General features: G+C 36.6%; 14 protein-coding genes, 1 tRNA gene and 1 pseudogene. 7 read left to right on the top strand and 9 right to left on the bottom strand.

All coding sequences use genetic code 11. The features are described 5' to 3' along the window. Window positions 1–5 precede the first annotated feature (5 nt). Window positions 6–1157 carry a homogentisate 1,2-dioxygenase gene (locus BLT30_RS02705; protein WP_089872861.1) on the bottom strand — a complete coding sequence of 384 codons (1152 nt, stop codon included), beginning with the start codon at window positions 1155–1157 and terminating at the stop codon, window positions 6–8. Between the two features lie 372 nt (window positions 1158–1529). On the opposite strand from BLT30_RS02705, the gene BLT30_RS02700 reads away from it, so the two are divergent. After that, window positions 1530–2213 carry a Bax inhibitor-1/YccA family protein gene (locus BLT30_RS02700; RefSeq protein ID WP_089871181.1) on the top strand — a complete coding sequence of 228 codons (684 nt, stop codon included), beginning with the start codon at window positions 1530–1532 and terminating at the stop codon, window positions 2211–2213. Between the two features lie 37 nt (window positions 2214–2250). Here the strand turns inward: BLT30_RS02700 and BLT30_RS02695 are convergent, their stop codons facing one another. From BLT30_RS02695 to BLT30_RS02680, 4 genes are all read right to left on the bottom strand, one after another. Next, window positions 2251–2721, bottom strand: coding sequence for a thioredoxin family protein (locus BLT30_RS02695; protein ID WP_089872859.1), 471 nt, complete (start codon window positions 2719–2721; stop codon window positions 2251–2253). A gap of 19 nt (window positions 2722–2740) precedes the next feature. Continuing rightward, the gene (locus BLT30_RS02690; RefSeq protein ID WP_089871179.1) at window positions 2741–4804 is read right to left on the bottom strand and encodes a TonB-dependent receptor plug domain-containing protein; all 2064 of its coding nucleotides are present in this window, start codon (window positions 4802–4804) and stop codon (window positions 2741–2743) included. Between the two features lie 265 nt (window positions 4805–5069). Then, window positions 5070–6407, bottom strand: coding sequence for a UDP-N-acetylmuramate--L-alanine ligase (locus BLT30_RS02685; RefSeq protein WP_089871177.1), 1338 nt, complete (start codon window positions 6405–6407; stop codon window positions 5070–5072). Window positions 6408–6516: 109 nt separating this feature from the next. Further along, window positions 6517–6924 carry a hypothetical protein gene (locus tag BLT30_RS02680; protein WP_089871175.1) on the bottom strand — a complete coding sequence of 136 codons (408 nt, stop codon included), beginning with the start codon at window positions 6922–6924 and terminating at the stop codon, window positions 6517–6519. Window positions 6925–7217: 293 nt separating this feature from the next. On the opposite strand from BLT30_RS02680, the gene BLT30_RS02675 reads away from it, so the two are divergent. The 6 genes and pseudogenes from BLT30_RS02675 (at window position 7218) to BLT30_RS02650 (ending at window position 13578) form a co-directional block, all read left to right on the top strand. Then, window positions 7218–7895, top strand: a complete 678-nt coding sequence (locus BLT30_RS02675; RefSeq protein WP_089871173.1) for a response regulator transcription factor — start codon at window positions 7218–7220, stop codon at window positions 7893–7895. 71 nt (window positions 7896–7966) lie between these two features. Then, window positions 7967–8256 (top strand): annotated as a pseudogene (locus tag BLT30_RS02670) (four helix bundle protein). Window positions 8257–8269: 13 nt separating this feature from the next. Then, complete coding sequence (locus BLT30_RS02665; RefSeq protein ID WP_089871171.1) at window positions 8270–9553, top strand: sensor histidine kinase; 1284 nt, start codon at window positions 8270–8272, stop codon at window positions 9551–9553. A 60-nt stretch (window positions 9554–9613) separates the two neighbouring features. Continuing rightward, on the top strand, window positions 9614–11581 hold the full coding sequence (locus BLT30_RS02660) for an LTA synthase family protein (protein ID WP_089871169.1): 1968 nt from the start codon (window positions 9614–9616) through the stop codon (window positions 11579–11581). Window positions 11582–11660: 79 nt separating this feature from the next. Next, complete coding sequence (locus BLT30_RS02655) at window positions 11661–12683, top strand: sulfite exporter TauE/SafE family protein (protein ID WP_089871168.1); 1023 nt, start codon at window positions 11661–11663, stop codon at window positions 12681–12683. A gap of 109 nt (window positions 12684–12792) precedes the next feature. After that, entirely contained in the window at window positions 12793–13578 is a 786-nt protein-coding gene (locus BLT30_RS02650; protein ID WP_089872857.1) for a phosphatase PAP2 family protein, read from the top strand. Between the two features lie 133 nt (window positions 13579–13711). On the opposite strand, the gene BLT30_RS02645 is transcribed toward BLT30_RS02650, so the two are convergent. The 4 genes from BLT30_RS02645 to sov all read right to left on the bottom strand — a co-directional run bounded on the left by BLT30_RS02645 (window position 13712) and on the right by sov (window position 21670). Continuing rightward, window positions 13712–13782: transfer RNA gene (locus BLT30_RS02645), tRNA-Cys, on the bottom strand. A 155-nt stretch (window positions 13783–13937) separates the two neighbouring features. Further along, window positions 13938–14240 carry a VanZ family protein gene (locus BLT30_RS02640; protein ID WP_175487146.1) on the bottom strand — a complete coding sequence of 101 codons (303 nt, stop codon included), beginning with the start codon at window positions 14238–14240 and terminating at the stop codon, window positions 13938–13940. 58 nt (window positions 14241–14298) lie between these two features. Next, window positions 14299–14676 (bottom strand): glycine cleavage system protein GcvH, encoded by a 378-nt coding sequence (gene gcvH / locus BLT30_RS02635; RefSeq protein WP_027384224.1) that lies wholly within the window; start codon window positions 14674–14676, stop codon window positions 14299–14301. 130 nt (window positions 14677–14806) lie between these two features. After that, the gene (gene sov / locus BLT30_RS02630) at window positions 14807–21670 is read right to left on the bottom strand and encodes a T9SS outer membrane translocon Sov/SprA (RefSeq protein WP_089871166.1); all 6864 of its coding nucleotides are present in this window, start codon (window positions 21668–21670) and stop codon (window positions 14807–14809) included. Window positions 21671–21712: the final 42 nt, after the last annotated feature.

Genomic DNA, 21712 nt, shown 5'->3' with positions numbered 1-21712 from the left:
TCTAATTATTCCAGCCAACTTGTTTTGTAAGTTGGGTCTTCCACTTTTATGGCTTCTTCTGTCAATTTCAAAGGTCGGAACGGGTCAACCATTACCGCATATTCGTCCGTGAATTTCTTACCGATACTTCTTTCCATTGCGCCAGGATGCGGGCCGTGAACAATTCCGCCTGGGTGAAGTGAAAAATCCATCAAATCTACGTGATTCCTGCTCATAAAATCACCTTCTGTATAAAACAAAACCTCATCCGAATCTATATTGGAGTGATTGTAAGGTGCAGGAATAGCCTGCGGATGATAATCGTACATCCTTGCACAGAATGAGCAAACCACAAAGTTATGCGCTTCAAAATTCTGATGAACCGGAGGCGGTTGATGAATACGACCTGTAATTGGCTCAAAGTTTTTGATATTAAATTTATACGGATAAAAATAACCGTCCCAGCCAACGACATCAAATGGATGGGTCGCATAAATGAAATCTGTGATTTGATTTTCTTTTTTGACTTTGATGAGAAAATCGCCTTTCTCATTTTTGGGTTCTACAAATGTTGGCGGAATAATATCTCTCTCACAAAATGGTGAATGTTCCAGTAATTGACCAAACTCATTTCTGTAACGTTTTGGTGTATAGATCGGGGAATGTGCTTCTATGAAAAAGAAAACATTCTGTTCTGATTCCAATTCCAGCTGATAAATCGTTCCTCTTGGAATGATGAGATAATCACCAACTGAGAAATCGATGTTTCCGAGCATTGTTTTCAGAACTCCTTTTCCTTCATGAACAAAGAGTAACTCATCACATTCTGCGTTTTTATAAAAGTATCCGGTCGATTTTCTTGGTTTTGCCAAACCCATTTTCAAATCATTGTTTAGCATCAAAACCTTTCGGCTTTCCAAAAAATCGTCCTCAGGTGTCACTTTTGCTCCTTTTATCATTCTTGGCGTGACGTTTTTTTCCACCGCAATTTTTGGCGTGACGTCTTTTGCTTCGCCAATAGATTTGATTTGAGTCGGGCGGTGTGTATGGTACAACAAGGATGCAATCCCGTGAAATCCTTCTGTTCCAAAGAGTTGCTCGTAGTAGAACTGATCATCTTCGGATTTGAAAATCGTGTGTCTTTTTTGAGGAACTTTCCCCAGTTGAACGTATCTCATTTTATTAGATTTGGCTTTTCTCAAATGTAATATTTTTTTTGATACTTTTATTTTGAACGCAAAGTCCGCAAAGATTTTTATTAATTATTGAAAACATTTTAAGGTTCGCAAAGGCGCTTCGCTCAGCAAAAGGATTGGTAAAAGTTATATTTGATGTTGAAAGTTGTTTTTATGTTGAATCCCCTAGCCCTGATGGGAACGGCATCCTTTTTTGTTTTTTCTGTAAGCTTCTAATTGTTTACAACATTTCCTGAAAAACAAAAAAGATATAGTGGACAGCAGGTTCCCGGCTCCTGAAAAAGAATTATGAAATTCTTAAGATGCTTTTTAAACAGAAAATACTATCTTTGAGAATAACAAATTTTACAACAAATGAATGATTCGTTAATGGTTTCTCAGTTGTCAGAAATCGAAAGAGCAGAATTTTACAGAAAAACGTATATGCACGTCGCAGTCGCTATTTTAGCGTTCGGAGCGGTGGAATATTTGCTATTGCAGACCATTCCATTGGAGACGATCTTGTCCTTGATGACGGGAAAATATATCTGGCTTGCCGTGATTGGAATTTTTTGGATGGTGTCTATGCTGGCGACTAAACTATCCTTCTCTGTTTCCAAAAATACGCAATATCTGGGATTGGGATTATTTGTTTTGATAGAAGCCGTGATCTTCCTCCCGATGTTGGGAATCGCAAGTTTATACGCACCTCAAATCATTACACAAGCGGCTTTGGTAACGCTTTTTATGTTCGCGGGATTAACTGCAACGGTATTTTTCACCAACAAAGATTTTTCTTTTCTTAGGAATATCATCGTAATAGGTGGTTTTGTCGCGCTTGGCGTTATTGTCGTAGGAGCAATTTTTGGCTTCAACCTGGGACTTTGGTTCTCTCTCGCAATGGTTGGATTGGCGAGTGCGAGTATTCTTTATGAAACTTACAATATCAAAAATATTTACACAAAAGACCAATATGTTGGCGCAGCTTTGCAGATGTTTTCATCAATAATGCTTTTGTTCTGGTATATCTTGAGAATATTCTTAAGCAGAAGGAACTAAATCTACATCGATATTAATTATAAAAAAGTGTTCGGAATTATCTGGACACTTTTTTATTTTCCAATTTGCCAAAAATATTTAGAAGTTCTGAGGATTTTAAATAGCCGTTGTATTGAAAAATGATCTCGTTTTGAGGATTCAAAATGATCAAACCTGGATAAGTTGTTTTTCCTTCAGTCAATGTTTCGGCGAGTTCATGGATTCCTGTATTGATTCCTGTTGGCTTATATCGGAAAATTTTTCCTGTAAAATCAATATCTCGTTTTTCTTCTGCATTAAACCTGATGAAATAGAAATTTTGGTTAATGGATCCGGAAACTTTTTGATTTTTGAAAGTCGTGTTTTCCATTGCTTTACAGAAATTGCACCAGTCGGTTTTGATGAAAATAATTATATTTCGATTTTCTGTTTGCTGTAAATTTTCTAATTCTTCAAATTGATGATTTTTAATTTGGGAAAGACAGATCCCTGAAAGTAAAATGCTTCCCAGAATTGTAACTCTTGACATGACATCAATAATTTTCATCTTAATTAAAATTAAATCGAATCCCTAAAAATCCTCTGATTCCCTGATTAGGCGCATATACATAGGAAGTATCAAAAGGCAAAGGATTGTCGGGCGTCGGTTCACCAAAAGGGTCATTTGCCCTTGCGATAATAAATGGATTCCCTTTATTCGGAGTCCAATTTAACACATTTTTTACGCCTGCGTAAATCTCAAATTTCTTGAAACCATCGTAAGTGAACTGGATATTCTGGATACTCCACCAAGGCGACTTCGGCTTTCTCGGATCCAATTCACCAAGCAAAGGCAAACGCATGGGACTGTAGATATTTCCTGTGTAATCAACAGATAAATTCCAAGGTTTGATCTTATAAGAAACCGTCCATGTTCCAGTGAATTTTTCGGTCAGCATTTGTTGTTCTGTGATTCCGTTTTCAGTCAAAGTATTTTCCATCAAAGTTCCTCCGAGAATGAATTTCAAGCCGTTGGTAAAAGTCAAATCTGCATTAAGGCTGATTCCTTTGCTCACAGCATGTCCGTCCAGATTATCATAGATGATCTTATGAACATCGGTTTCATAATCCGGAACAATCCTGTTGGTGAAATACGTGTAAAAAGCAGAAGTTTCCAATCCCACAAACCCTCCCGAATCAAAATAGATTTTTTTAACGAAATTCAGGTTGACGTTGTAAGATTTTTCCGGTTTCAAATCATTTAGAACTATAACATCTCTCGCACCTGTCAAAGCAGCGTGGTCTTCTGTGAAAAGATTGACTACCCGAAAACCTGTCCCTGCATTGAATCTCAAAATATTACTATCGTTAATAGACCATTTGTAAGCGAATCTGGGTGTGAAAATGTTCCCGTGAATATTGTTATGGTCATATCTGAAACCTAACAAAAGTTTATGTTTCTCCGCCAATGTGATCTCATCCTGAATAAAAATCCCGGGAAGCCAAGTTTTTTGCGCTTCCAATTCCGTTGCTGGCGTATTGTCATCATAATAAGTATATCGCAAAGCCGTTCCCACCAACAAATCGTGATTACCCAATCTCTTATCCCAGGTCAGTTGTCCAAAAGCAATTTTCTGATTAGCAATATAGGAGATCGTTCCATAACGGCTGTCTTGGTCGTGATTAATTAATGAAAAAGCAAAGAACATTTTTTCACTCACAGGAAGCTGATAGTTCCCTAAAATCTCTGCCCGGTTGGTATAGATACTCTCGCCATAGATCTGGTTGCCACCTCGGAAAGATCTGTTCCAACGGATATCGCCTCCCCAACGGTCTTCATACATATATCGTCCGGCAATTGTGAAAAGACGATTTTCTTTTCTTTCAAAATTCCATTTTTGGAAAATGGAGATTCGGTTTTGTAAGGTGACATCTGTGAAATTGTCGTGGTTGTTATCTATTTTGTTCTGAAAATTAAAATAATTGATTCCTGTCAAAACACTCGCTTTTTTTCCAGCATTGAATTTGAAACCCAAATCCACATTATATTCTCCCCAAGTCGTAGACATTAGATCCGCTGTTACTAAAGGCGCATTTTGTGGTTTTTTGGTAATGATATTAATGAGTCCGCCAACAGCCTCACTTCCGTATAGAGACGAAGCAGGACCTTTTACAATCTCAATTCTTTCCACCAGAGAATTCGGGATTCCGGAAAGTCCGTAAACTGTTCCCAGTGAACTCACAATTGGCATTCCGTCAATCAAAACCATTGTGTAAGGACCTTCTAAACCGTTGATGTGGATATCGCCTGTGTTACAAATATTACAATTGAGTTGAGGCCGAACGCCGTTGATATTTTGCAAAGCATCAAAAATACTTGGTGTCGGATTTTTTCTGAAAAATTTTGGTGTGTAAACTTCTACCGGAACCGGACTTTCCAAACGATTGACTTCTTTCATTGTTCCGGAAATTACGACCTCATCAATATTAGAAGTTTTAGATTGTTTCTTTTCAATATTAATACTGTCAGTCTTCTGAACATTAATACTGTCCGCTTGTATTTCTTGAGATTTAATAAAAACAGAACCTATCAAAAGGAAAACAAAACCGAATAAAGAAGATTTAACAATCATAAAACAAATATTTTTCATTGGTAAATATACAAATGTTAGATTAACCTAACAAATTAATTAGTCAAAAATTAAATCCTCTTGATTTCTCAAAAGGATTTGTTAGAGTATGGCTAAAATTAATAAAACCACATAGGCACAAAGAAAATTGATTATCTGTTTCAAAAAGGGAAAATAGTCATCACTCTATTTATGCTCGATTTCTAAAACCTATTGTGTCTATGTGGTTGCAAATTATTTCTGTTAAATATTTGTTTTGGTCATTTTTTTAAACTGTCAAGTCCAAACCTCCGAAATTACCGGAACTCATCATTACGAAAGCGCCTTTGGTTTTATCAAGACTCTCCCAATATTTGTGTAAATCTTCTGCATTGGTAAAGACTTTCAGATTTTGGTTCTTGAATTTTTCTTTGATCAATTCTGGAGAGATTGGTTCCATTCTTTTAATTTTTAACGCATCTTCTGAATAGAAAACTACCGCATTATCCAAACCATCCATTGCGTGGTCATATTGTTCCAAGAAAATTGGATTAAGGCTGGAATAAGTATGTAATTCCAAGAAACCAAAAGTCTCGGTTTTTGAAAATTGTTCTGCAAAAGCAGAAACCGTTGCTTTTACTTTACTTGGTGCGTGCGCAAAATCTTTATAAAGCAAACCGCCGTCTTTTCTCTCCACCTTCTCCAACCTTTTGGAAGCACCTTTGAAACTCATAATGGCTTCATAAAATTCCTCTTCCATAATTCCCAACTGTGAACAGATGAATCTAGCACCTTCCATATTCAGGAGGTTATGTTTGCCAAAAACTGATAACGGAACATCACCCATATCGGTTTTCAAATTCACAATTCCATTGACTATTTCGTAGTCTGGTGTTTTGTATGGAATTTTTCTGAAATAATTTTCTGCACTTTCAACTACTTTTACGACTTCTGCATCTTCTTCGTTATAAACCAAAACTCCGCCTGGTGTAATACTCGCAACAAATTTTCTGAACTGCTCAACATAATCATCAAAGGTTTTGAAAACATTGATGTGGTCCCAGGCAATCCCTGAAATCAAAGCGATGTTGGGTTGATATAATAGAAATTTTGAACGCAGATCAATCGGTGAAGACAGATATTCGTCACCTTCAAGAATCATAAAATCATTATCATTTGTGATTTTTACCATACAATCGAACCCTTCCAATTGTGCACCGACCATATAATCGATGTCTTTCTGATGAAAATTCAGAACGTGAAGAATCATTGATGTAATAGTTGTTTTCCCGTGAGAACCGCCAATCACCACTCTGGTTTTCTCTTTGGATTGTTCGTACAGAAACTCAGGATAAGAATAGATTTTCAACCCAAGTTCTTTTGCTTTTGCCAATTCCGGATTATCAGCGTGAGCGTGCATCCCGAGAATTACTGCATCGATATCCGAGGTTAGTTTTTCCGGGAACCAACCTAACTCAGTAGGAAGAATTCCTTTTCTTTCCAATCTGGATTTTGAAGGTTCGAAAATAGCATCATCGGAACCAGTCACCTGATAGCCTTTATCTTTAAGCGCAATGGCAAGATTATGCATCGCAGAGCCGCCAATGGCAATGAAATGGGTTTTCAATTCAATATAATTTTACACAAAAGTAAGGAAAGATGTTAGATGTAAGAAGTCAGAAGCAAGATTTTTGGAAACAAAAAACCTGATCTTTACAATCAGGTTTCGAGAATATTTATGATAGAGTGGTTTGGACTTGTGGAATTTCGTATTCTATTTTGAGTTCTTCACCAGTCAGCGTGAAATAGATGTTCTGAAGCTGATGAAGATAGTTGCACTTGATATAATTCCCAAAATACAGGAAACCCTGCAGGATCTTGTTAGAATCCAAATCGAAGTCATATCTGCAATAATTAGGAAGGTCAAATCTTATTCTACTGGATGAGCGATAAGCCTCTTTGAATCCTAATTTCTGAAACCATTCTACAGTCAAAGCAATTGGTTTAAGGCTTCTATGGTCTATAGCTGTTTCAGAATCTATTTTCACAAGTAGATGATCGTTGTTATTTTCCATTCCTATTACCGGAACGATTTCGTTGCCATAAATCAGCAAGTTGTTTAGTCTAAGTTCTGTTGCTTCCATATTTGTAGTGTGATTTTAAAGTGAGACGTGTGTAAATGGTAACTAACAAAACGTTTGCCAAGATGATATAAAATCAATAATAAAATTACATTATGAATGAAAAATCAATTTCAACATATATTTCCAGACAAATCAAATTCAAATCATAGATCATATCAAATCGACATTCAGAAGAGGTGACAGCAGTAGTAATTACCTTTTTTACGCTTCTTTTTTTTATTCTAAATTTCTTCTAAATTCAAAATATAAATTCGCCGAATAAAAATTCCGATATTTATAAATTATAATTACAGATGAAAATCCTGATCATTGAAGACGAAACCGAACTAGCAAAAAGTATTGCTGAATACCTTTCGGAAGAAAACTATCTATGTGAGTTTGCGTTCACATTCTATGAAGCCATGTACAAGATAGAAACATTCGAATACGATTGTATTATTTTGGATATAATGCTTCCAGATGGAAATGGTTTGAAAATTTTGGAGGAATTGAAAAAGCAGAACAAACAAGATGGCGTCATCATTGTTTCGGCAAAAAATGCTTTGGATGACAAGATTAAAGGATTGCAATTAGGAGCGGACGATTATCTTACAAAGCCATTTCATTTGTCGGAATTAATGGCTCGCATCTACTCTATCATCCGCAGGAAACAATTCAATAATTCCAATATCATCACTCAAAATGAATTACAAATTGACCTCTTGGCAAAAACAGTGTCAGTCAATAACGAAATGGTTGCATTGACGAAAAAAGAGTTTGACCTGCTCATTTATTTCATAGGAAATAAAAATAAAGTCATATCAAAAAGTACTTTAGCAGAACATCTTTCCGGAGATTTTGCAGATATGCTGGACAACCACGATTTTGTGTACGCGCACGTCAAAAACCTTAAGAAAAAACTCAACGATGCAGGTTGTGAACAATACTTAAAAACAGTTTACGGAACAGGTTATAAATGGGAGTCAAATTAATTATAAATGATGAGTTATAAATTATGAATGATAAGAAGAATATTTTGAAGGATAAGCGTTTTAGTTTTGCAATAAGAATTGTAAAACTTTACAAATATCTTGTAGCAGATAAAAAGGAATTTGTATTAAGTAAGCAATTGTTAAGAAGAGGGAACGCAATTGGTGCATTAATTCGGGAAACGCAGAGAGCAAAGCAGACTTCATTCATAAACTTGCTATCGCTCAAAAAGAATGTGACGAATCTATTTATTGGATTGAACTTTTGTTCTCAACAGAATACGAAAACATCAATAATGATGCATTAGAAATATTGAAAATGATTCGCAGTGCTATTATCACAACAAAAACTCATAATTCATAACTTATAATTTTTCGTGAAGCCATTATTAAACAAAACCACAAAACCTTTTATCATCTATGTCCTGATCATTCTGGTCATCAGTATTCCTGTGTACTATTTTGTGGTGGACGCCATTTGGAAGCACGAACTGGATGAACATAATGAGATCGTTGCTGAAAAAACCTCATCTCAAATTAATAGTTTAAAATTATCAGATCAAAAACTAATTGAAACCATCAAGCTTTGGAACGACGTACAACCAACGACCAATATTCAAAATGTTGAACTTAATGACAACCTGAAAGACAGCATTTTCATTGTAGAAAAGCAACACGATTTTCTGCATTTTGAAGATATCGACAGGTTCAGATGCCTGTCGAAGATTATTTACCTGAACAAAAAACCGTATCGTTTCAACATAGAGACCAACATAGAGGAATCTCAGGAAACTATCTTTTTCATCTCCGCGACCACTGTTATCCTTTTCATTTTTATGGTCGGAGGATTGTTGGTACTCAATAGAAGACTTTCAAAATCTGTTTGGGAACCGTTCCGTGAGACTTTGGATAAACTGAAAACTTTCAGCCTTAACAATCAGACAAAAATTGAATTTTCAAAAACCGATGTTTCTGAATTTGATGAACTGAATCAATCTTTGAGCAAACTGATAGAACATAATATTTCGGTTTATAAAACACAGAAAGAGTTTACAGAAAACGCTTCACACGAGTTGCAGACACCTTTGGCGATTTTAAAAAACAAACTCGATATTCTTTTGCAAAACGAAGATTTGACAGAAAAACAATATCACATTGCCGAAGAGATGAACCGCGCACTGTCCAGAAGTTCAAGAATCAATAAAAATCTTTTATTGCTTGCAAAAATTGAAAACAACCAGTTTGAGAATTCTGAAATACATTTGGATGAATTACTCAATCAAAGTATGGAAATTTTGCAGGAACATTTTGAACAAAAAAACATTTCTGTACACACCGAAATTTCGTCTGATGTAAAAGTGAACGGAAACATTGGATTAACCGAAGTTTTGATTAATAATTTGATTTTAAATGCCATACGACATACTTCAATTAACGGTTCGATTTCTATTAAATTAAACAATTCTGCGTTCGAAGTTTCCAATTCGGGAACAGAAAAACTGAATTCAGATTTGCTGTTCAAACGATTTTCAAGATTCTCGAAAGACAATAACGGAAGCGGACTTGGGCTTGCCATTGTCAAAGAAATCTGCAAATCTCAGAACTGGACTATCGATTACAGATTCGAAAATCATAATCACATTTTCTCGGTAAAACTTTAAATTCTAAATTTCTTCTAAATTGAGTTTCATCTTTACACGTTTTTAAACGCGTAAAAAGTAATGATTCTTAAAAAATTTCAGAAAATATTTGACAGCAGATTTGCCGTTTTATTCTCAATTTTAAGTTTATATATTTTATTTTCAACCTTTGTCAGGATTGGATTTCTGTTCTGGTCTTCGAAGGATTTATATTTCAATTTGCATTATATTTTGAGGGCATTTTTCACAGGGTTTTGCTTTGATTTTACGGTTGGAACTTTATTTTTATTGCTGTATTCGGTTTATCTTTTGGTTTATCCGAAACGGTGGATTGGCTCCAGATTCGATAAGATTTTCACGTACGTTTATCTGGCGATTGTCCTTCTCATTATCTATTTCAGTTTGTTGGCAGAGATTCCTTTTTGGGATGAATTTGGCGTGAGATTCAATTTCATTGCGGTTGATTATCTGATTTACACTTACGAAGTTGTATCAAACATCAACGAATCTTATCCGTTGCCATTAATCATTTTCGTATTGGTTGCATTGATTGTTTTAACATTCGTTTTCCTTCAAAAAAGAAAAATATTCAGGAGTACATTTTCAGACAAAAGACCTATTTCAAAAAGATTCGCTCTTTTTTCTGTATTGATTCCTGCTTTAGTTTTAAGTTTAGTATTGAAAAACAAACAGGCAGATTTCAGCAATAATTTAGTTTTAAATGAATTAGGAAAAAACGGAACATTTTCATTCTTCACCGCTTTCAAATCTAATGAATTAGACTACGAAACTTTCTACCCGAAAATCGACGATAAAGAAGCATATTCGGTTCTAAAAAAAAATCTTTTGCAGAAAAATCAGACTTATGTTTCCAACCAATGGGACGATATTTCAAGAACTACAAAATCCGAAAATGAGCAACACCCCAATGTCATTCTGATTGCGATAGAAAGTTTCAGCGGCGATTTTCTGAAAGCTTTCGGGAACAAAGACAATCTTACTCCAAACTATGATAAATTAGCCAACGAAAGCATTTTCTTCACCAATCTTTACGCAACCGGAACGCGAACTGTGCGTGGTATGGAAGCTTTAACTCTATCTGTCCCGCCAACTCCTGGAAATAGTATTGTGAGAAGACCTGATAATCAGAATCTGTTTTCTGTTGCTACGATTTTTAAAGAGAAAAATTATCAGCCCTATTTCATTTACGGAGGTGATGGTTATTTTGATAATATGAATAATTTTTTCGGGGGACAAGGTTTTGATATTGTGGACAGAAACCGTGGAAATCCTTTGTCAGACGAAATCAAAACACAGCGTTTCAATATTCCAGATAACGAAGTGAGTTTTGAAAATGCGTGGGGAATTTGCGATGAAGATTTGTACAAGCAATCTATAAAATATGCTGATAAAAACAGCAGGCTCAACAAGCCGTTTTTCCAATTTGTGATGACGACTTCCAATCATAAGCCTTATACTTTTCCGGCCGGAAAAATCGATCTTCCACAAGGCAACAGAAATGGAGCTGTGAAATATACCGATTATGCTTTGGGGAAATTTCTGGCTGATGCGAAAATCAAACCTTGGTTCAAAAACACTGTGTTCGTCATTGTTGCCGACCATTGTGCAAGCAGTGCCGGAAAGTGGGAGATCAATATAGATAAGCATCATATTCCCGCGATCATTTATAATCTTCCTCAAAAAGCGAAAAAAATCAATCGCCTGACTTCTCAGATCGATCTGATGCCGACCTTATTCAGTTACTTGGACTGGAATTATATGACAAGTTTGTACGGGAAAGATATCAATCAGACAAAAGTTGGCGATGAGCGTGCTTTCATCGGGAATTACAGAACTTTGGGAATGTTGAAAGGTAATATTTTCACTCAGATCGATGACCGAAAAAGAGTAAAACAATTTGATGTAAAAAAATCGAATCAATGCTTGTCTGAAGTAAAATCTAAAAATCAGCAGTTTATTTCTGAGACGATTTCCTATTATCAAACCGCCAGTGAAAGATTTAAAAATGGAAAAATGAAGGCGAAATAGTTTTCTTCTAAATATCTTCTAAATCAGGTTACATCTTTGTAAAGTAAAATTTATGGTGTAACCTTTTTTATTAGTAAAAATGATTGTTGAAGTTATTTTATTGTTCCTCGGAACCATTTTCGCATTCTGGCTGAGTGCGATTTGTGGAGGCGGTGCAAGTCTCATTTTAATCCCAATTTTAAATCTTTTGTTACCGGCTTCTGTCGTTCCTTTTTCCTTGACAATCGGAACATTTACGAGTTCGGTTTCAAGAATTGCGGTTTTCAAAAAACATATCAACTGGAAGATTTTCTTTTGGTTTGTTCCGTTTTCGATTCCTGCGGTTTTGATTGGCGCTTACCTCATCAAATACATCAATCCGAATTATCTTCAGTTAATTGTCGCTTTTTTTCTTATTGCGAATGTTCCTCAACTTTTCAAAAAAGTAAAGAACGACGAAACCGATGAAAAAGCTTCCCCAAAATATATTTTGGCAATCATCGGTTTTCTGGCAGGATTTGTTTCCGGAATTACCGGCGCCATCGGATTATTGTTTAATCGATTTTATTTAAAATTCGGATTAAAAAAAGAAGAGATTGTCGCGACTCGCGCAGCGAATGAAGTTTTTCTTCATCTTATCAAACTTGTGATTTATATTTCGCTTGGATTGTATTCCAATCTTGCTTTGTGGCTGGGATTGGCGATTGCTGTTGCAACGATTATTTCATCTTATACGGTGAAATATATTCTTCCTTACCTGAGTGAACATCTCTTCAGAAAAATTGGTTACAGTGCAATGGTTATTGCCGGAATCACTCTGTTGATTGGAACTTCTGATAAAATCATCCAGCAAGATAAATTGGGGATTACAATTGCAAAAAGTGAATCCATTATCTCGTGGCGGTCGACAGATCTTGTAATTGAATTTGCCTTTGACGACGGTCTGGAAATCGAAAGACCGATTCATCCGGAAGAATTACCCAATCATCTTAAAACCAAATACGATTCTCTGAAAAATTATTATGATGTGATTCATCTGGAAAAGGTTTTCACTTTCCGAAACGAACCTTCCTACGAATTCTATTGCTACAAAGACAATCAGCTTACCAAATTTAAAAGTTAATCTAATTCAGAATTTATCTATGAAATCGCCATTAACCCAAATTCGAACACAAACACCAATGAAGATTTGGCGATAACATATGACCTTAAAGAACAATAAACATCTCCATATGAAACTAATATTCTCAGGCTTATTAATTATTTTATTAAGTTCTCAAAACCTTTTTGCCCAAGACAGTTTAGCTGTAAAGAAAGATTCAGTTGCCAATATTTCTGCTTCTGACCTACATCTTGACAGCACACATCAATTCAGTTATAAAAAACTGATTGTTCCTGCTGCTTTCATAGGCTACGGCGTGGCTACTTTGAAGTTTGACAAATTAAAACAATTGAATTTCTCGACAAGAACCGAAATTAACGAACATAAGCCAGACCACATCCGGCTGGACAATTACACACAATTTGCTCCTGCCGCTTTGGTTTATGGGTTGAATGCTTTTGGCGTTGAGGGAAAACATAATATACGGGATAGAAGCATCATTTACGGGACATCATTATTGTTGGTGTCTGCGGTTGTAATGCCTACAAAACATCTGGCAAAAGAAGAAAGACCTGACCAATCGAATAATTTATCATTTCCCTCAGGACATACAGCTTTCGCCTTTGCGTCAGCACAATTTATGTACCGAGAATATAAGGATACTAATTTCTGGCTGGGAGTTTCCGGTTATTCTTTGGCTGTTTTCACGGGCGTTTATAGAATGCTGAATGACAAACATTGGTTCAGTGATGTGGTTGCAGGTGCAGGAATCGGGATTTTATCGACGGAAGCTTCTTACTGGTTGTATCCAAAAATAAATAAGTTATTATCCGGAAAAAATAAAAATTCTTCAGTGATGATGATGCCTTTCTATCAGAACAAAACGGCCGGAATTGGGTTGGTAAAAAATTTCTAAACTGAAATTGGCAAAATACTTGCTTCTAAAAATATAAGTAGGAGGATGCTTCGTTGGTCTTCCTATTTTTTTCTTACATGGAAAACAAAAAACCCTAAAACATTCTAAACAAATGAATTAGGGTTTACAATTGAGGTGCCTAGCGGATTCGAACCGCTGTAGATGGTGTTGCAGACCACTGCCTAGCCACTCGGCCAAAGCACCGTTTTATTGGTTTGCAAATTTAGTGTTTTTTTTCAAATTTCAAATCTTAATCTTCTTTTTTATTCGAAAAATTTTAGATAATCTAAATTTAAAATCAGTAAAACTCAGTCTTAGATTAAAATCTTAGTATAATTTTACCAATTAAAAAAGAGTTTCTAGATTCTGTTTTGAAATTTTTCATATTTGCTATATACATAGTATGAAAGTGAAAGCCCCAAAGTATCTGCAACCGCATCTAAAATTTCAAAGGAGCGTCCCCATTTCATAAGATCCTGCAAGATCTCGGTAAGAAGCCCATAAGAGACCAATATGAGCAAGAAAAATAAAAGGCTTGCTCTGGGAAAGCGCAGGCGGAAGAAAAATCCTAGAAGAAAAAATATAGAGAAGTGAATAAGCTTATCTATATGTCTGAACATAAACGAATATTCTTTGTTCTCTATCCCGGGACGTAATAGCATATAAGTAAGAAATGCCCAATAAATGGGCAATATGATCTTACTATATTTCTTTAACAGATTATCCAACAACCTCTTGATATTGTTCTGCAGATAATAGTGCCGACAAATCCGCTGAGTCTGCCACCTTTAACTTGATGATCCATCCTTTCCCATAAGGATCTGTGTTCAGCAGCTCCGGTTGGTCTTCCAGATCTGCATTAATTTCCAAAACTGTTCCGGCTACCGGAAGGTAAAGATCAGAAACTGTCTTGACAGCTTCTACACTTCCGAATACGTCGCCTTCGTTCAGATCTTCATCAACGGTATCAACATCTACGAAAACGATGTCTCCCAATTCCCCTTGGGCATAATCTGTGATCCCGATCGTTGCGATATCGCCTTCTACTTTGATCCACTCGTGATCTTTGGTGTACTTTAGTTCTGCTGGTGTGTTCATTTTTATTGATTAGGTTTTCGCAAATTTAATTATATAATTAGGATATGACAATAGAATCAAAATAAATTACAAAAAAAGAGCGAACTGCTTGTCCACTCTTTTTTTAATATTAAAATCAAGGCTCTTAATTTTAGTTCCCGGCTCCTCCAAAGGTTAAGGTAGCCGTTATACCTGCCCTGAGTGTAGATAACGGGAATGCTGTTGATATCTTGTATTTGGTCATCATCTGATCGTAGAAGAATTTCAGATTCAGATTTTGTGACATGTTATAATCCGCAGATAACTTAAGACTGAATATCTTTTGGCCACCTGTTACCTGAGAATCATCTATCAAGATATTCGTAATTGTCGTCTTGCTATCTCTAATTGATAAATCAGCTCTCATATTAAGGTCGCTCTTCACGTCTCTGGCTTTTCCTTTATAATTAAGACGGATCTTAAGGTCTTTCAGTATATATCCGTAACCAACTACAAACTCATTTCCTAATTCTTCAGTAAGTGTCGTATTCACCAATCCTAGTAAGTAAGTTCTATCTCTGTTATAATTGAAACGGAACTGCATGTTATTTCTCATCGTCACATCGAAACCGATCAATGGAGAGAATGCCTCTACATAACCTACTTGTGTAAATGTATAAGGATTGTATCTGTTTCCATTAGAATCATAAGCTGTTTCAGGATCCCTAAGGTCTCTATTAAAATAATCTACACTGGATTGTACCCCAGACATTGTGGATGTAGAAACATACGAATGAGAGATATCAAACTTAGAGAATTTGCTATTGATGATCGGAAGATTTCTAAGTCCTGAATATACCAGCTTCCAGTTTGGCAAAGGAATTCCTGCTTTGGTAGGGTTACCTATTTTCTTAGGCGATTTACCTTCAATTGCTGCTTGGAATGCCGGGATCAAAACATAAGCATTACTTCTGGAATACCCTGCAACATAACCTTCAGCATCCCTTATTCCGTCATATTGTTGAGAGATTGCCAACGCATTGTCTTTGATGGACTGGTAAAGTGCAGCCCCATCTTTGAAAGCCGTATTGAACGTCCATGCCGTATTAGAATAGGTAATCATCTCTGTTGCGAATGCATCTCTGTATCCTAAATAATTTCCGTCTACAATATTGAATCCATTCTGAATATAATTCCTATTGTAAGTCTGCAAGACATTGAAATCTATTCTCAGATCGTTGGCAGGCATTACTTGTAGATTACCCGTGAATGATCTGGTATTAAGTTCTGAGTAAGCATCCGTCATCAATGTGGAATTTGACATCCAGCCATTCTCTATGACAGTCCTTCTGATATCTGCCTGAGATCCTAATAAGAATCCGATCGTAGGACCTCCCAGTGTTTGTCCATAACCATAGAAGTTAGGAGCGGATAAAAGTCCCGGTAATACCGTCCCGTTGTTCTCTGTATAATTAAAATCCAGTTGTTTGAAAGATGTCAACGCATAGGCAATCGCCTGAATCGGAGTCAGCTTGTTCTTAAATTTATAATTCTTGAACTTGAACCTGCTATTCTTCTTGGTAAATGCCTGATTGTAAACATTCCCCAAAGAATCTATCTCCTGACGGCGTTTTTGCATCGTTTGGTTGAGTTTCTTAAAGTAATTGAACTTACTGAAGAACTTAGGGATATCAAATGTAGACGTTGCAATAATGGCATTCGTATTCTGAGACAAGTTTCCTAGATTTTCATATTGGCCGGTCGCCTCATTATAAAAACTTTTGACAGCAGTTGATCTTGCAGACCAGTTATACTGGAATTGGTAGCTCAATTCTGCGTTTACGAAATCCAAATATGGGAAATATTCGAAAGGTAATCTATAATTAAGCTGTACCCTGTGATTATACAATACAGGCCTTCCCGCTCTGAAAGGATTTTCAAATATCGAACGATTATCCATCCCATCCACATCAATATTGTCATTAAGCGTTCTGGTTTCAGAATTGATCTCCAGTTTCAAGGATTTTGTAAAGTTGAAACCTAAGTTATATTGCCATCCGAAGTAGAAGGTCCTGTTCTTGATAGCCTCAAAACTTTCTCCAGTATTTCCGGAAAGTAGTGCATCTACATTCCTATATTCTAACTCGTTATAATTTCTGTCCAAAATAGTTCTGAAAGATAATCTTGTAGGAACCGGGTTGAAATTGAACTCCTTGATCCATCTCAGATATTTGTAAGATTTGGCAGTATCACTGATCATCTTGTTGAAAGGCTTCAGAACATATGGTTTGAAGGTATAATTATACTCCAAAGTACCTTTCAGATATTGCTTATAATTACGGACTGTATAAACATCACGATAGAAATCATCATTATAGATAGCAGTCAGGTTCAAGTTTTCTACATCATAGAATTTCGCTTTTTTATCTGGATTCATTCTTTCCTTTCTCATGTTCACAACACCGATACTTCTCTGTTGTGTATAAGTACGAACCACTTTTTTCAGCTCTGCCTCGTTAGGGGCTTTTTTCAGCTCAACATCATTATCCAATGGATTGTATTTCGGATCTGTGATGGTTTGTGTGTAGGAATAGTTCAACGGAATCTTCATACCCGCTTTTTCCGGCAAGAACTTATCTACATTGACAGTTGTATTGATGCTGAAGGCAGAATTCTCATCCTGTGACCTCTCTGAAGGTTTTGAATCGATTGCTCCAAATCCAATTGATGCATATGAAGCATTGGCATTCACCATTGCAAAATCCCCAAGGTTGAAGTTCAAACTCGCATTAGCGGCATAACCACCTTTGTTCTCTATCTCAGAAAGACGAATCTCGTTCACCCACAGTATTAGATCTTTGGCAGTTGCATTGTTATTCCTTACCCCGATCATAATAGTGGTTACATTTCCAATACTCGGACGTCCTTTTACGTAGATTTTTTTATTGCTGTCATCAGCATAATCATAAAGGTATCTTTCAGCAATATTTTGATTGGAAGATCTAATTAGCTCATCTCTTTTTAATTTCGCGTTCACAAAATTTTCAATCTCAAGATCAACGGTGTTAGCATCTGGCCAAATATCCAAAGGAGAAGTAGCATTTTGTGCAGTTCTAGTCAAAGATGATTCATATTCATAATAGTTGTCGGTAGCATCACTTCCGAAACGGATAAAGAATTTCGCATCAGGGTCCAACGTATTTGAGTTTGCCGTGCTGGAATTTGTTCGATCTTCTGCATGTACGAATAATGCTAATTTTTTATAACGACGCATATCCAGACTTGTATTCTTGAAAACCCCTCTCGCTTCGTTTTTCAAATTTGTCGCTTTAAAGTAAAGAGAGGACTCATTTTGTCTTTGTGCGCCTGCATTTCCACTCAATACTTGTCTATCGATTCCCGGAGGCAAAACGTAAGGAGGTGTTCCCAAAGCATTCTCTTCAAGGTTCACACTTCCTACATCAAAATTGGCATTCTGATCCAAAGCACCAGCATTCCCTTCATCTTGATCGCTCACATTTGTACTAGAAATCAGGTTGGTATATTTTCTCCAATCCGATCTCACAAGATCGAAAGAACCAAATCTAAGTGTAGAGGTCTGTTCAAAACCTTTCAGCATCATTCTTGCAAATCTTACATTATTAAGGACAGATTCAGATGAATCTGTAACTGTTTTGTCATAATCCGCAACGGGAATCCTGAACAGGTACCATTTTACTTTACCTGCCTGTCCGTTCTCAAACTTGACATCCACTTCTTTAACATCCACTATTTTGTTCTGACCTAGAACCATTTGTGCCGGAGAAAGGTCGATCGTATATTGGTTGTAATTTTCAGTCTGATCCAAGTTGTAATCTCTGTTAAGGTCTTCTGCATCAGGTGTCTGCGTTGCCACCTCCAAGGTATTGGCTGCAGAGTTACCTTCCGGTCCACGGAAATATTTATAACGCTCTATCAATGAAGAAGCCAAATCACCTTGGAACCTATCCGACATATAGAATACAAAGTTATCAGAAGCCGGATCCAACTCATTTGTCACAGGATTCACGAAATCAACTCCGAATTTTTCTTGCTCCTGAGCTCCGTTCAGACCATCATAACCTAAATCTTGCTGAGTCCTTTCATCCCCCTCCGTTGAGAAAGCGTAAAGGATAGGAAGTTGATTAGGCTGTGTACCCCATTTTGTAGAAGTTGTAGTGGATGCGGTGCTTGTTGTCGGCAATCCGTTCTCGTATTGCAATCTTCCGTCTTTTAAGACATCTTCTGAAACGTTCCCTAATTGCAACAATAGTTTTGGATCTCCCGAGATATTGCCATCTGCATTAGGGTCTTGCAACCAGAATTCTACATAATCGATATTGGATGTCACAAAATTGGTAACAGAAATTGGTCTCATAAGTCCCGCCCATCTTTGTGATGGCAATTCGGCACTTGTGTTCAGGTTATATGGACCTCTCTGATCCGGATAATAAGTAATATCAAATGTATTGAGAAGCGTCTGTTCCCCTGCAACATAATCTCTGTTATTATAGATCTCCTGCATCTGTACTCTTCTTGATGAAAAATTGGATAGGGTCTGTGCATTAATTCCATTAGGAGCTCTTCCTCCAACGCCGTAGAATCTAGGATCGATGGTATACCAAGACAATAGTCCTCTACCATCACCTGACCTCAGGTCATCATTATTCACAGTTTGAGGGAAAATAGGATCATTGATATTTTTTTCAGGACGGGATGCCAAACTCCACATTGCCGGTTCTTTCAATGAGATCTTGGAAGTGGTCTGCTCAAAATCGTCAATAGTTGCACCCAATGTAAAATGCTCATTGAATTTTCTTTCAAGGTTCAAGCCCCAGAAACTTTTTCTTTGGGTATTGAAGGTCAATTGATTTTCAAGAGAAATGTTGATCGCTTGTCCGGACTGCTTAACAGTTTCATTGATGATATTGACTGTTCCCAACATGTAGTCTACGGTATAATCTACACCTTCCACAAGCTGAGTTCCATTGGCTGTTACTTTTACAGACCCTTGTGGAACATTGATTGCTCCTAGGGAAATCCCTTGTCCCTGAGTTCCCTTGTATCGCCCTTCTATGGTATATCGTTGTGCTAAATTGCTTTGTTTTGCTGTTTCCTTTAATTTGGAATATAAATCGGTATAGATGTAATTCTTTGTATTGTCGCTTTTTAAGATTTTTTCAAGATAGCTACCGAAAGGCTGAACTTTTGTAAAGATAACCTTCCCGTTTTCTGCGTCAACCGTAGTTCCATTTACAAAATCAAATATCCCATCTCCTGTTCTGCCATCTTTATCTCTCTGCAGGTCATTATTGGCATTCAATCGATCCCAATTAAATACTCTTAATAAATTTTCCTGATCAAATTTTGTATAACCATCATTGTAAGTAGCACCTGCCAAATAATTAACTTTACCAGCCGAAACTGGATCTTTGAAATAGACATTCAATAAGAAATCTTGAGAGTTGAGCTGATTTGTATTAAGAGAATAGATATTCTTCATCATCAGCTGCCACATAGGAGAAGTTGGCTTTACCGCATTATTATTTTTCAACAACTTGGTAAGAAGTACTGCATTTTCTTCAGAGAACTCCCCTACTTTATAAACAGTACTGGATCCATTGATTGTATAGGAAAATGATACTGCTAAAAATTGGTCGTCATTGAGCCTCTGGTTTAAAGAAATATATCCTAATTGTGTATTGAGTCTGTATTCAGAAGAATTTAATCTCCTTGCTTTTGCATTAGTGATAAAGTGCTCGATTGGTGTATACTGTTCAGAATTTCCTTGAGAATTTGGAAAAGGCCTTCCGTTCAAAGTATTATTAGCAGCTGTTACATCTCTTGTCGTTCCTAATGCAGAACTAATCTGGCTGTATAGATTACCATTGGTATTACTGGGGGCAATACCATCCTGATCTCCAAGATCTCTAAGCCCGACAATTGGTTTCTGAGTTTCCAAATTAGCACCTCCCTTATCTAACATCCAAACTTCTAGTCTTGTGATGGCAATCTTAGATTTGATCAATGGGTAATCTGTAAGAGCATCGTCATAGCTATCAAGGAAATATTTATCCAGGAAGTAGTGCTGATTATCTTCATAATCATAAGCATTGACCTTAAAGGTGCTCATAGTCCCTCCACCTTGTGCTACAATAGTTTTAGCCTCTCCTTGCTGTTGTGAAAACACCAAAGTTCCGGTTGTTTTACCCAACTGGAACTCGGTCTTAAGTCCAAATAAAGATTGTGAACCTCTGATCAAACTTGTAGAAAGTGGCATACTGATATTACCAACCTCTACTCTTTTGATGATCTTATCTTCCGGATCCTGTCCTTTTTCATTCAGACCTTTGGATTGGAGGTCCTTCCATGAACCTTTTGCCTGCCAGACCATATTCATACGATTTTCAAAAGCGAATCCACTTTGCGTATCGTAATTGGCCTTCAGCTGGAGGTTTTCTCCTACTTTCCCGGTAATTCCTAATTGAATCCTTTGTTGGATATTAATGGCAAAACTAGTTCTGTTCTGGGGAAGGATCAATGGATTATCTATCTTTTGGTAAAGTCCACCCAAATCGAATGAAGCATAACCCTGGGGAATCAATTCTATCTTGTTTCCACCAAAGATATTCTCGAACATTTTACTTTTGATGGTGACAGCAGGTATCAACCCTTTCTTTTTAGCATCGGTCTGATCTTTTCTTTTGGAGAGGTCATTCAACAGCGACTTTTCTTCATAATAAGAACGAAGATTGTTCTGCATGGTGTAGTTTTTGTACTCTTCGAAAGTCATGGCGATAGGCGCACCTACAATTGTATTCCCTACTTTAGGATACAAATAGTACATACCTGTCCCTATATCGTAGAAAGCATCGTAACGAATGGGGTCTGCAAGACTGAAATCCTGCCGCCCGGTTATAAGACTATCTGCCGGTTTTTCCTGTGCAAAAATGTTGGTAAAACCTACAAAAATTAAAAATAAAAAGGTTAATTTATTAAGGTAGATATTTTTCTTCACTTATATTTTTTTTAAGAAAACTGATGGTATAGAACCATCAAT

This window comes from Epilithonimonas hungarica (assembly GCF_900102265.1).
In the GTDB taxonomy this organism is placed as follows: domain Bacteria; phylum Bacteroidota; class Bacteroidia; order Flavobacteriales; family Weeksellaceae; genus Epilithonimonas; species Epilithonimonas hungarica.
Note: the sequence above shows the minus strand (reverse complement) of the source record. Positions and strands in the feature narration are given on the sequence as shown.